The organism is Endozoicomonas sp. ALD068, assembly GCF_049310145.1.
Lineage (GTDB): Bacteria > Pseudomonadota > Gammaproteobacteria > Pseudomonadales > Endozoicomonadaceae > Endozoicomonas_A.
In genome coordinates, this window is sequence record NZ_JBLYNU010000004.1 from 2,986,947 (window position 1) to 2,999,174 (window position 12,228).

Here is a 12,228-nt window from a genome sequence, read left to right on the forward strand (position 1 = left end):
GAAAGATATGATCGTTGACGAAGCTTATCTGAAAGCACAGATTAGAACCGTTTCTGACTGGCCAAAGCCCGGCATTCAGTTTCGGGATGTGACCACTCTTTTCGAGAACCCCAAAGCCTGGCGGTCGGTCATGGACAGCCTCATTCATCGCTATATGGATGTTGAGTTTGACCGGATCGGCGCTCTTGATGCGCGGGGCTTCCTGATAGGCTCTGCATTGTCATATGCCCTGAACAAACCACTGATCCTGTTTAGAAAAAAGGGAAAGCTGCCCTACAATACTGTCGCTCAGGATTATGAACTTGAGTACGGGAAGGCAACGCTTGAAGTTCATGCAGACACTATTAAGAAAGGCGATAAAGTCATTCTGGTTGACGACCTGATTGCTACAGGTGGCACTTTGCTTGCGGCCGGTCAACTGGTCAGACAACTGGGCGGACAAATTCTGGAAGCAGCTGCCATTATGGATCTTCCAGACCTTGGTGGTTCAAAGATACTAAATGAAGCAGGAATTCCTGTCTTCTCACTGTGTGAATTTGAAGGGGAGTAGTCTCCTTCTTTTCTTTCCCGGCACCCCACGCCTTTCAACGCCTTCGCAACTTTCAGGTATTCAGTTTTATCGGAAAATGACTATCAGGGGCTGCTGTGGTTTTCACACCCGAAGTATGCCCTGGTTAAATTATGCTGTACTTAAGAATTTTCTGAGTGCTACGATAATCTGAATAATGAAAATAATGCTCTAAGACAAAGGAAATCCCGATGGGTATTTGTGCAAAGGAGCTGCGCCACTACGTTGTTCGCCCGACCCTGAAGCATTTAAAAATGTGGAGTCCTACGGCAGAAAATCTGCTGCTGGGAACAGCTGCCAGAGAATCCGGACTGGGTTTTCATCTTAAACAGGAACACCATCAGGCTCTGGGAATTTTTCAAATCTCGCCCAGAATGCATCGCAATATCTGGGACCATTATCTGGCGAAGAAATCCGACCTTTCCAGTTTGATCCGGGGACTGGCCAGCCAGAGAGAATTTCTGGCTCATCCGCATCTGGAATTAGCGACCAATCTCTCTTACGCTACCGCCATTGCCTGGATGATTTATTATCGAATCGATAAGCCAATCCACAAGGTGCCCCACGATGACGTCTATGCCTTGGGTAAGCTTTGGCATAATTACTACCACCGTCACCACCCCGGCCCCATTGAGAGCTTTGTGGACAGTTACAAGGCTTTGATAACGAATTCTACTGAGACAGAAAAGACAGTGTCAGAGAGCCTGAAGACTCCCTAACGCTGTCAGCTGGCACGATCCCGCTTTTCTGCACATTTGATGCAAAGATCGGCGTAAGGCATAGCTGCCAGACGGGCTTCAACTATCTTGTCACCGCAGCCGGTACAGAAGCCGTAATCATCATGATTCATACGATCCAATGCTTTGTTTATCAGATTAAGTTCAGCCCGGGCATCATTACCCAGCTGATCAATAACCTCATCATTTTCCCTCTCCTGCGCCTGCTCCGACCAATCGGCATTGGCTCTGCGAGTCATATCTTTATTGATGTTTCCGAGCCGGATATTCAACTCGTCTCTGCGAGATAATAACCAGACTCTCAGTTTCTCGTAATCAGCCATGGAAGTCCCCTGAATAAATGTCCACGATTATTCTGTGTATAAACGACTGGAACCTGTGTCCCTGCGCATTTTGTCCATTAGATAAGCATAGCTTCACTTAACCATATTTCGACAGCTCATTCACAATAGCAGCCGTCAGCCCTGTGAGTTCGGGAGGTAACTAATTGGTTAGGTACTTATAGCTGCTGCTGTCATTATCCCTGATGTCTATCGTGAAACCTTTGATTATAATGTTGTGAATTTTCGGGATCTTGCCCGTTTCACCATTATCCAGAGCAGTAAGTCACCCGGTTTAACCGCCCCCTCTAAGGGCCTTAAATGAAGTTGGGTACTTTCAGAGACAAGACAGAACCAAAATGCAGAGCCAAACAAAAAGCGCAAAAACCCACTTCAACAAACTACAGAAACGCCTGAGACGAGAGGTAGGTCGGGCCATCGCCGAATACAACATGATTGAGGACGGCGACCGCATCATGGTCTGTCTGTCCGGGGGTAAGGACAGCTATACCCTGCTGGATATTCTGCTGAACCTGAAGACTTATGCGCCGGTCAATTTTGACCTTATCGCAGTCAACCTTGATCAGAAACAGCCTGGCTTTCCTGAACATGTACTGCCTGATTATCTGGAAACCCTGGGTATTGAGTACCGCGTTGTTGAGGAAGATACCTACTCCATCGTCAAAGAGAAGGTGCCTGAAGGCAAAACCACATGCGCACTCTGCTCTCGGCTGCGCCGAGGCATCCTCTACCGCACGGCCAGCGAACTGAAAGTCACCAAGATTGCCCTGGGCCATCATCGGGATGATATTCTGGAAACCCTGTTCCTGAACATGTTCTATGGCGGCAAGATGAAAGCCATGCCGCCCAAACTGGTCAGTGACGACGGTCAGCACACGGTAATCCGTCCTCTTGCCTTCTGCCGTGAAAAGGATATTGTCCGTTTTTCCGAGTTTAAGGCATTCCCGATTATTCCCTGCAATCTCTGCGGCTCTCAGGAAAACCTTCAGAGGCAGGCAATCAAGGCTATGTTCACCGAGTGGGACAAACGCTTCCCCGGCAGAATGGAGAGCATGTTCAGAGCTCTGAGGAACGTAGCGCCCTCCCATCTGGCAGACAGCTCACTGTTTGATTTCAACAATCTGTCGGCGGATGGTCAGCCTGTTAAGGATGGAGACACTGCGTTTGACCCGGTGGATGTACCTCTGTCCTTCAGGGATGAAAACGATGAAGAGGAAAAGCCTGAACAAGCTTCCATTGTGAATATTGTTAACCTCTGACACGCACACTCTTGGCTTTGCTTTGGCCAGGTTCTTGAATCACTCCAGGAACCTTGCTGATGCAACACGCCTTCCCTGGCTCGTTACTTTTATCCAACCCCTCCGGTATTCACCGGAGGGTGCTGCCTGCTGCTGAGGCATCAGCAATATAAGTGCAATCAATGGCTACACTATTGCTCTGGGCAGACTAGTGGCCCGTTAGAGGCTTTTCCAGATCGTACTTCAACAAATCATTACTCTCAATCATGGATACCAACTCTTCTATATAATCAATACCTCTGGAGGAATAGGCATAAAGTCCCTGTGCCAGTACCGGCCCGGTAACCGGGTGTCCCATGGATTTTCTTTTTGAACGCAGCTCCCTCAAACCCTCATAATGATGGCTGGTATTGAGGTTATGCATATACGACCGTACCGATGCCTCCAATGAAGAAAACTTCCTGACTTCGTAGGTCGCACCTTCCGGACGCTCACCAGGAACAACACCACAGCCCGGAGTAAAACACCACTGGCCAAAGTAGTTGTTGGCTTCAACGGCAAACCTTGAAGTCCCCCAGGCCGACTCGTTAGCCGCCTGCACCAGAGCAAGCGATACCGGGATCTCGTCCGCCCTGTGCAGCAGGTCGTCATAAAGCGCATCACTGACTTTAAGCTCTTCATCCACTCTGAACTTTCGGGCCATATCCAACAGCCACTTTTCTTCGCTTTCATGCAGAGCCGATTTTTCCCTGAGCATCTTAACTTCCTGACGAATACCCGCCAGACGCTCATTCTCTTCATCAACCATTTGCTTCACGTGGGCAAAGAACTGACTTTTCTTCTTATTGACGTCCTCAATGGCAGCAAAGTCGGGAATATTCTTTTGAACCTTTTTTTCAACCTTGACTTCCTCCCTGGTGACCTTTTGCACCTGTTCTATTGCGGGCTCTTTAACAGGCTGAAAATCTCTGTTGTACCCGCTTCCCAGAGCAACGAGCCCTGCCAGCAGTAAAAGAAACAAACGATCAATTCTAGTCATCATGGTCTATGTCATTCTCCTGAGCCCGTCCGGCAAAAACGAAACTATTTAGACACTACTTTTTAACAAAAACGGCTTCGCCTGAAGTCATGTAATCATTCCGGAGTTCTATGATACTAACCGTTTAGTCTCACAATCCACCAAACCAGCGAACTGAACCAGACAGTCATGCCGAAGCCTTTATGAGACTGATAAACGAGGAAATAATTGCCCTATTATTCAATAAAAGAACCTGTATTGGGACGATATTACTTTACTTCGTATAAGAAATATGTAAACACTGAAGTCAAGGCTATCGAACGATCCTGTTGAACAGGAAGAGCCGATGCCTGTCACAGTGAATAATAACAACATATTAGCCGCTGTTTTGTAGCTGATAACTTAGCAAAACGTAAGGATTACCAGCTACTGGTACAGCCATAACGGAGGTTGCACCATGATATTAAGTCACTTTTGGGGGCTTCTCTTTCGTCCGAAAGAAGAGTGGACCGATATTCGGGAGCACCCTCCCGGCATTATTCGCCTTTACCTGGGTCAGGTCATATGGCTGGCTGCCCTGCCAGCGGTCTGTACTTATCTGGGGACGACTCGAACCGGCTGGACAGTCCCGGGCAGTGATCAGGTCGTCAAGTTAACGGAAACCAGTGCTGCTTTCATGGCATTTTTTGCCTGGCTGGCCATACTGGCGGGCGTTGCCGTTATGGGTGCATTCATCCAATGGATGGCAGAAACCTTTGGCAGCAAACCCAACATGACACAGAGTGTTGCATTTAGCTGTTATACCGCTTTACCACTCTTTCTGGCGGGCCTGTGCGGGCTTTATCCCTCTATCTGGCTGACTATTGTTGCTGGCACTATCGCCATGACCTGCTCAGCCCTGATTCTGTATTCCGGTTTGCCAACCTTTATGCAGATACCTAAGGAGCAGGGGTTTGTCTATGCCAGTTCTGTGCTTTGCATCGGGCTGGTTGTTCTGGTCTCGATTATGATCACTACCGTGATCTTCTGGGGTATGGGTGTAAGCCCCGAATACATTCAAGTTTACTGAAGTTCAGCGCCAAGCCAGATGAATTAAGCTGTATCATCTGGAAGCGATGCCTTGACGAAACCTGCCTGATTATTCCAATAAACCCACTGTACAGATACAATCCCTCTGCTATCCTCCCATGAGTTTTCCAAGTCAGCCTGTTTATGTCGAATATACAATGCCCCTATTTGCCTACCGTTGAGTTACGGGTCAGTGAGCTTTACTGCCTGGCCGAGCGGCATTTTCTTAAACGATTTCCACGCCCCCGGATCAGTCTGAGTTTAAGAGGCGAAACGGCCGGACAAGCCTGGACCGAAAAAAACCTGCTTCGTCTGAACAAACAACTGCTCAAAGAAAACCAGGAACATTTTCTGAAGCATACCGTGGGTCATGAAGTCGCACACCTCATTGCCCACCAACTGTTTGGCGGAAAGATCCGCCCCCATGGCAGAGAGTGGCAATTGATTATGCAAGAGGTGTTCAAACTCCCGGCCCGGAGAACCCACAGCTACAACACCAGCAATGCCAGCAAAAGACCATTCCTATACAGTTGCAGCTGTGCAGGAAAGACCATCCCGCTCAGTTCCATTCGCCACAACAGGGCCGTAAGAGGTGCAGTCTATTTGTGCGCCCAGTGTCGAGAACCTTTGAAATTCGTTGAGAAAATCAACGTTTGATGATCAGTGCTTCAGGGGGAATTGCGGATCAATTATCGTTAAATTTTTTAAAATACAATAAGTACTCAGCCATACAGAATCGAATATTTCTGGCTTATTGGGCAGGTGCTCTGCAAGGCGCAACAACGGGAACATAGCAAGCTATGTGACCAGAGTTGCAACGCATCACGACTGCATGGATGCAGGAGCTAGAGCAACGCAGGAGCAGTTGCCGCGAGTGCCTGAACAATAAGTCAGAAAATATGATTTCGTATGGTTGAGTACTTAATTGTTGTATCTATCCATTGTACAAGTTAGAGTTCATCCGTTAGCTAATGTTAGCAACCAAAGAATGTACGAAAAAATAATAATATGAAAAATCGTAGAACCCCCCTGGCACAAATGCAGCTAAACGTTGCAAGGCATCCCGATAAGGTCTGGCTTAATCAGCCTGACAACAGGCAATGGACTTCTTACACTTGGGGGGAAGCTGACGAGCAAGCCCGCAAGATCGCTCAAGGTCTTTTATCCAATGGAATATCAAAGGGCGATAAAGTCGCCATCATCGCCAAAAATTCAGCCGAATGGTATATTGCTGATTTAGCCATCATGATGGCAGGCCTGATCAGTGTGCCGATATACCCAACAGCTGGGGCAGACAACATAAAATATGTGCTTGAGCACAGTAATGCAAAGGCTATTTTTGTTGGCAAACTGGACAGCACTGAAGCCCTTTCAGAAGCAATGCCAGATGACTTTCTCAGCATCTCATTTCCATACCCTACACTTGATTGCAAAGAGCAGTGGCTTGACTGGTTGAATAATTATGAGCCACTAAAAACACTCCATAATCCGGATATCGACGATCTATTTTCTATTATCTATACCTCAGGCAGTACAGGCCTTGCCAAAGGCGTCATGATCAGCCAGAGAAATGTAGCTTCTTCGGCCATGGCTGGAGGTGAGAAGTTTTTAACAGGTCAAGAAAGACGGGTAATGTCATATTTACCCCTTGCCCACATTACTGAGCGATGCGTTGTTGAACTCCCATCAATTTATTACTCTGCCGAGATTTTCTTTGTCGAGTCCTTAGATACTTTTGTCGATGATGTTCGCTATGCACGCCCCACTGCTTTTTTATCAGTGCCCAGATTATGGACTAAGTTTCAGTCACAAATTCTGGCCAAAATGCCCAACAAAAAGCTACAAACTCTTTTGAAAATCCCCATTATCGGTAAATTAGTAGCAAAGAAAATTCGCACTGCTCTGGGCCTGCAGGAAGCTAAAATTTTCGGCTCTGGTAGCGCACCTATCTCTCCAGAGGTTTTGAAGTGGTTCCAAAAGTTGGGTATTCGTATTAGCGAAGGCTGGGGTATGACCGAAACCTCAGGCTTATCATGCAGCAACATCCCTTTCAAACCCGATGATATTGGCACAATAGGCAGCCCTCAATCTTGTGTCGAAATGTCACTTTCCGAGCAAGGAGAAGTGTTGATTCGAGGAGAAGCGGTATTTAAGTCTTACTACAACAATCCTGAAGCAACAGACGCTGCCTTTGAGAACGGCTGGTTTAAAACAGGTGATAAAGCTGAAATAACCTCTGAGGGTTCATGGAAAATCATTGGTCGGGTTAAAGAACAATTTAAAACCAGCAAAGGCAAATATGTTTCTCCGGTACCTATCGAGTCGAGCCTCGGTCGTAACCCGGATATCGAGCAGGTCTGTGTTATGGGGATTGGGCGCAAACAACCTATAGCAATGATTGTGCTGGGAGAAGGCGCTTCAAAAGATCGTGACCAGCAAAAAGAACAATTGGTCAGCACGATGACATCGGTTAATAATGAGCTGGAGGCTCATGAAAAGCTGGATCATATCATAGTCGCCAAAACGACCTGGAGTATTGAGAATGAAATGCTCACTCCAACACTGAAGCTAAAGCGGGATGAGCTTGAAAAGGAATATGGTCATTTTTTAACTCTGAAACATGACTCAGAAGTTATTTTTGAAGAGGAAATAGGCAGTTAAAAAGTGAAAGGTACAGTCTATTTATGTACCCAGTTTCGACAGCCTTTAAAGTTCGTTGAGATAATCTGCGTTTGAAGACCATTGCTTCCAGGGCAATTAAAGAGAGGTAAAACCTCTGTTTTTTGGGAGTGAGCCTCTCTTACATCGAAGCAATGATCGCGCGACCCGTTAGCCCGGCTGCCAATAAAACCCTGACCTTTTGAACAGGCCCCTCAGTGAGCTTCTCGCCGCTCCAGTAATCGTACCAATAAAGAGGGTGATCGGAGGTCAATGTCACCTCCCTGGCATTCTCGTTGTAGTTAAATAAACAGTGGAGTTTTTTACCCTCTGTTAATGCCAGAGAAGCGTGATGTAAAGACAGTGAAGTAAATTGAGCGGCGTCTTGACTATAACGATGGCGCAGTATCAATTTGCTTAACGTCGTTTTAGCAAACGGAGTAAGATCAGGCAGCGGATCGCCCGAAAGCAGAAGCCCGCCACTGGCGAGTAATACATTGCGATGAAAGTCATAATTACAGGGATCCGTTGATTGATTAGCAAGCGAAACAAAGGTGCCGCAATCAGGATCAATCTGCCACAATTTACGATGCTGCCAACTACGATGGAAGGTTTCTTTCGCAATTTGCTCAAACCGCTGAGCGCTCCGCTCCACATCGTCCGAGACTCTCATGGCATCAACAAGTCCTAAAGACGGCCACATGGGTGCGTTACACCCAAGTAAAAGAGCATCCTGAGCGCCCTTCGCTATTGCCTCCATACCCATTCGGTACGCCTGCACTCCGGTGACGCCTCTCTGATAACGTTTTCCTTTGAGCGTTCCCCAGTAATTGGCATCAAGTTTAAACAGCTCAACACCCCACTCTTCTCGCATGGTTTTGACTATGTGAGTTAGATGAGCCTGTACCTCGGGGTTGGATGTATCCAATACGTACCAGGGGGTACAACGCCAACCTCCGTAGGTCACATCTTCGGCCTTGAGGAGATCACCGTTATGATGGCGAACAAACCACGATGGATTCTGTTTAAACACTTCTGACTCAGGCTGAGCAATAAAAGGAGCAAGCCAAATCGCCGACTTTTTTCCTTTGCGCTTGATATCCGCTATTAATTCTTTCACTCCTCCAGAAAATTTATCCGACGGAGTCAACCAGTCGCCCATAAATGCCTGATAACCATCATCCAACAGTACCCACTCCAGATCGCTGAGATCTCCCGTCATTACATTCAGATTCTGGCGGATATTGTCCTCGGTGACATCAGTATAATAGACATACCAGGAACACCAGCCAATGGGGGCTGGTTGCACAACGCCTGCCCTTACGGGGTGATGCTGAGCAATCAACCCTGCGTATTCCTGATAAAGTTGGGGTAAAGAGCCTCCAGTTAGCACGACGACAGATTCCAACTCTCTGCTGCCCCAGTCCTGAGGAGAAGTTCCTTCCCCATCGATAGAGGCTGAGACCAAAACACCTCTCTCACCACTGACTATTTCGAAGTAGCCCGCATAGCGATGACAACAGGTAAAACCAAACAGGGTGTACTCCACTGAATCGTCTACAACCAAGTAGTTGTAGTAACGCTTTCCCTGCTGCTCTCCATAAATCCGGTAACTACTGCTGTTATCCGGACATCGACCAATATCAACCGGTTTGTCGTACGTCCCGGTGGTTTGCGCCAACATCTGAAATCCATCACCCAGCAAAGTCGCACTATGACCAAAATCAAACTCACTGGTGAATAGCTGATAGTTGTCCGGTATTGGATCGTTATGTAAACCGATATAGTGAAAGGTCACCTGGTTTTCACGAGCTTCATCCAGTAGGTCTGGATTTGCCAATGTGATTTCTCTGTGACACGGTAGATGAATGCTATGAGACATAAGAACCTGCTAAAGCCGATAAAAAGAAAACCGATAGCGTGATTCGAAAAGCACCCATACTCCAGCATAGAAAAAAATACCCGGATCAAACAGTCGAAACAACAAACCCGGATATTAACTCTACAAAGGTCTGCCCATATTTTTCCAGCTTATACTCACCCACCCCTGAAATATGAGACAGAGCTTCCAAACTGGCGGGTTTAACCGCTAACATTTCATAGAGTGTTTTGTCATTAAAAATGACATAAGCAGGAACACCCTGCTCTTCCGCCAGCTCTTTACGACGCGCTCTCATGGCTTCCCATAATGGACGATCATGGTCGTCAATAATAACTCTGCCCTGATCCACTCTCCGGGTTTTGCGTGCTGCACTCTCAGAGGCGTATTCAAAGCGATCCTGACGGAGCAATAATCGCTCACTACCTTTGAGCAGAGGACGGCATTTTTCATTCAATTTGAGAGCCCCATGCCCTTCTACATCAACATTTATATACCCTCTGGACACCAACTGCCGGAAAATTGAGCGCCACTCACTCTGTTTGAATTCACTACCTATACCAAAAGTGCTTATCCGTCGGTGACCAAATTGACTGACTTTGGCCGTTTCTTTGCCAAGCAGAACGTCGACCAGATGAGAGACTCCAAACATTTGCCCGGTCCGGTAAACACAGGAAAGGGCTTTTCTGGCGGCTTCCGTACCATCCCAGGTCGTCACCGGCTCCAGACAAAGGTCACAGTTGCCACACTTATCTTTCAAGGGTTCATCAAAATACTCCAGCAACACCTGACGGCGACAACCCGTTACTTCACAGAGAAACAACATGGCCTCCAGCTTTTGCTGCTCAATTCGCTGAATTTCAGGCGCTGCGGTAGAATTCGACTGAATCTGTCTCAGCAACATGACGTCCTGAAGACCATAAACCATCCAGGCAGTAGCCGGGAGTCCATCACGACCGGCCCGACCGGTTTCCTGATAATAAGCTTCGATACTTCTTGGCAGGTCCAGATGAGCAACAAAACGAACGTCAGGCTTATCAATCCCCATTCCGAATGCCAGGGTAGCAACAATAATCATGCCGTCTTCGTTGAGAAAACGATGCTGATTATTCTTGCGATCGTGAGCTGTCATACCGCCATGATAAGGCAGTGCTTTTCGGCCCTGGGCATTCAGCCAGGCAGCAGTATCCTCCACCCGTTTTCTGGAAAGACAGTAGACTATGCCCGAATCATCAGGGTGCTCTTTTTCCAGAAATCTCAACAATTGCTGCTTACCCTGCTTCTTCTGACTGATGCGGTAAAAAATATTGGCCCGGTTAAAGCTGTCAACAAACACCCTGGCCTGCGCCAGACCCAGACGTTCGATAATTTCCTGTCGGGTTCGTTTGTCTGCTGTGGCGGTCAGGGCAATTCTGGGAACCGTTGGAAAACGTGTTTTCAGTACCGAGAGCTGCAGATATTCAGGCCTGAAATCGTGCCCCCATTGCGACACACAGTGAGCCTCGTCAATAGCAAACAGAGAAATCTGTATCCGATCCAGCTTCCTTAGCATCATTTCAGTCATCAGACGTTCGGGAGCAACATAGAGCAGGTCAATATGCCCGGTGAACAGCTCCTGCTCTATTCGGTACTGCTCTTCCATGGAAATGCCCGAATTCAGGCTTTCGGCCCGAATACCTATCTGCTTGAGATTACGGATCTGATCTTCCATCAGGGCAATCAGAGGGGACACAACAATAGCTGTACCCGCCATAACCAGAGCCGGTACCTGGTAGCAAAGTGACTTACCACCGCCAGTAGGCATAAGGACCAGCGCGTCACGCCCTTCTGTGACCTCTCTGATGACCTCTCCCTGGAAGCCACGGAAAGATTCGAACCCGAAAGTATTTTGCAGAACATTCAGAGCAGGATCAGTCATTACAGTCCAATGCACATTTAAACGACGGTGATTAATTAGATAAGAAAAGACAAACCAGTATACCATCAAACTGAGGACCTGACCGAGAATAGACAGGAATCTTTCAGAAAACTACTGTAGACTCCCCGGTTTTCATTCATACCGGATTCTCTTTAAATGCAGGACATCTGTTCTACTCTGGAGCCGCTGCTGAACAGGTATGCGGATGAGGAAGGTTTTACTTTCCACGCCATCCATGGCTTCTATAGCGCCATGGCTATCGTCCCGTTCGAATTGAAGACCGATGTGCGTAATGAGATTCTGTTTGGCACTCGGGTAACACTCTCCGGGGAAGATTCAGCCCTTCTGGAACAGGCTCTTGATCAGTTGTCACGAGCGATAGATCGACAGTTCAATGAAGAAGAAGGCTTTGAGCTTTCCTGTGAAGAATTTGCCGACCCGAATGATGAAGACCTGCTGGACTGGTGCTGCGGTTTTCTTCAGGCTCATATGATGACGGAAGAAGAGTGGTTCCGAGAGAATGAACAGGAAGTCAGTGAACTGTTGCTCCCGGTCATGCTCGGCTCTGGTCTGTTTGACGACGAGCCTGAGTTCGAAGCTATTCTGGAAGACGAAAAGCTGACTGAAGATATGTGCAGCCAGATACCTGAGGTGTTGATGGAGCTTTATCTGATGTTTAACTCTCCAGAGGAGGCCAGCGGCAAGCCGCCAGCCAATAAGTTAAAATCAGCCCGCAAGGCCCCACCGCGCAGGCACCGGTAACATAGTCTGCACTGCTCAAGAAGGAAGTGAACAGTGCTTCA

General features: G+C 47.6%; 11 protein-coding genes. 7 read left to right on the plus strand and 4 right to left on the minus strand.

Going from position 1 to position 12,228, the window contains the following annotated elements:
- Positions 1 to 10 precede the first annotated feature (10 nt).
- A complete protein-coding gene (locus ACO6V5_RS09915) occupies positions 11 to 550 on the plus strand; it encodes an adenine phosphoribosyltransferase (RefSeq protein WP_422137089.1) in 540 nt (179 codons plus the stop codon).
- 209 nt (positions 551 to 759) lie between these two features.
- The gene (locus ACO6V5_RS09920; protein ID WP_422409103.1) at positions 760 to 1,287 is read left to right on the plus strand and encodes a hypothetical protein; all 528 of its coding nucleotides are present in this window, start codon (positions 760 to 762) and stop codon (positions 1,285 to 1,287) included.
- 5 nt (positions 1,288 to 1,292) lie between these two features.
- On the opposite strand, the gene ACO6V5_RS09925 is transcribed toward ACO6V5_RS09920, so the two are convergent.
- Positions 1,293 to 1,628, minus strand: a complete 336-nt coding sequence (locus ACO6V5_RS09925) for a TraR/DksA family transcriptional regulator (protein WP_317145896.1) — start codon at positions 1,626 to 1,628, stop codon at positions 1,293 to 1,295.
- Between the two features lie 356 nt (positions 1,629 to 1,984).
- On the opposite strand from ACO6V5_RS09925, the gene ttcA reads away from it, so the two are divergent.
- Positions 1,985 to 2,905, plus strand: coding sequence for a tRNA 2-thiocytidine(32) synthetase TtcA (gene ttcA, locus ACO6V5_RS09930; RefSeq protein WP_422137606.1), 921 nt, complete (start codon positions 1,985 to 1,987; stop codon positions 2,903 to 2,905).
- Between the two features lie 187 nt (positions 2,906 to 3,092).
- Here the strand turns inward: ttcA and ACO6V5_RS09935 are convergent, their stop codons facing one another.
- Positions 3,093 to 3,926: a glucosaminidase domain-containing protein gene (locus ACO6V5_RS09935; protein ID WP_422409105.1), complete on the minus strand. Its 834-nt coding sequence runs from the start codon at positions 3,924 to 3,926 to the stop codon at positions 3,093 to 3,095.
- 433 nt (positions 3,927 to 4,359) lie between these two features.
- Between ACO6V5_RS09935 and ACO6V5_RS09940 the strand changes: the two genes are divergently transcribed.
- From ACO6V5_RS09940 to ACO6V5_RS09950, 3 genes are all read left to right on the plus strand, one after another.
- Positions 4,360 to 4,971: a Yip1 family protein gene (locus tag ACO6V5_RS09940; protein ID WP_422133208.1), complete on the plus strand. Its 612-nt coding sequence runs from the start codon at positions 4,360 to 4,362 to the stop codon at positions 4,969 to 4,971.
- A 143-nt stretch (positions 4,972 to 5,114) separates the two neighbouring features.
- Complete coding sequence (locus ACO6V5_RS09945) at positions 5,115 to 5,627, plus strand: SprT family zinc-dependent metalloprotease (RefSeq protein WP_422409107.1); 513 nt, start codon at positions 5,115 to 5,117, stop codon at positions 5,625 to 5,627.
- Between the two features lie 381 nt (positions 5,628 to 6,008).
- Positions 6,009 to 7,631, plus strand: a complete 1,623-nt coding sequence (locus ACO6V5_RS09950) for an AMP-binding protein (RefSeq protein WP_422452048.1) — start codon at positions 6,009 to 6,011, stop codon at positions 7,629 to 7,631.
- 139 nt (positions 7,632 to 7,770) lie between these two features.
- Here ACO6V5_RS09950 and ACO6V5_RS09955 read toward each other — a convergent pair whose 3' ends face one another.
- Positions 7,771 to 9,468: a glycoside hydrolase family 36 protein gene (locus tag ACO6V5_RS09955; RefSeq protein WP_422133205.1), complete on the minus strand. Its 1,698-nt coding sequence runs from the start codon at positions 9,466 to 9,468 to the stop codon at positions 7,771 to 7,773.
- A 127-nt stretch (positions 9,469 to 9,595) separates the two neighbouring features.
- The gene (recQ, locus tag ACO6V5_RS09960) at positions 9,596 to 11,425 is read right to left on the minus strand and encodes a DNA helicase RecQ (RefSeq protein ID WP_422133204.1); all 1,830 of its coding nucleotides are present in this window, start codon (positions 11,423 to 11,425) and stop codon (positions 9,596 to 9,598) included.
- 156 nt (positions 11,426 to 11,581) lie between these two features.
- On the opposite strand from recQ, the gene ACO6V5_RS09965 reads away from it, so the two are divergent.
- Positions 11,582 to 12,187: a YecA family protein gene (locus ACO6V5_RS09965; protein WP_422133203.1), complete on the plus strand. Its 606-nt coding sequence runs from the start codon at positions 11,582 to 11,584 to the stop codon at positions 12,185 to 12,187.
- Positions 12,188 to 12,228 lie beyond the last annotated feature (41 nt).

What these genes read in the sequence shown, in the direction of transcription:
- ttcA (WP_422137606.1), top strand. Translation starts at nt 1,985, where the DNA reads ATGCAGAGCCAAACAAAAAGCGCAAAAACCCACTTCAACAAACTACAG.
- ACO6V5_RS09965 (WP_422133203.1), top strand. Translation starts at nt 11,582, where the DNA reads ATGCAGGACATCTGTTCTACTCTGGAGCCGCTGCTGAACAGGTATGCG.
- ACO6V5_RS09920 (WP_422409103.1), top strand. Translation starts at nt 760, where the DNA reads ATGGGTATTTGTGCAAAGGAGCTGCGCCACTACGTTGTTCGCCCGACC.
- recQ (WP_422133204.1), bottom strand. Translation starts at nt 11,425, where the DNA reads ATGACTGATCCTGCTCTGAATGTTCTGCAAAATACTTTCGGGTTCGAA.
- ACO6V5_RS09950 (WP_422452048.1), top strand. Translation starts at nt 6,009, where the DNA reads ATGCAGCTAAACGTTGCAAGGCATCCCGATAAGGTCTGGCTTAATCAG.
- ACO6V5_RS09935 (WP_422409105.1), bottom strand. Translation starts at nt 3,926, where the DNA reads ATGATGACTAGAATTGATCGTTTGTTTCTTTTACTGCTGGCAGGGCTC.
- ACO6V5_RS09925 (WP_317145896.1), bottom strand. Translation starts at nt 1,628, where the DNA reads ATGGCTGATTACGAGAAACTGAGAGTCTGGTTATTATCTCGCAGAGAC.
- ACO6V5_RS09940 (WP_422133208.1), top strand. Translation starts at nt 4,360, where the DNA reads ATGATATTAAGTCACTTTTGGGGGCTTCTCTTTCGTCCGAAAGAAGAG.
- ACO6V5_RS09945 (WP_422409107.1), top strand. Translation starts at nt 5,115, where the DNA reads ATGTCGAATATACAATGCCCCTATTTGCCTACCGTTGAGTTACGGGTC.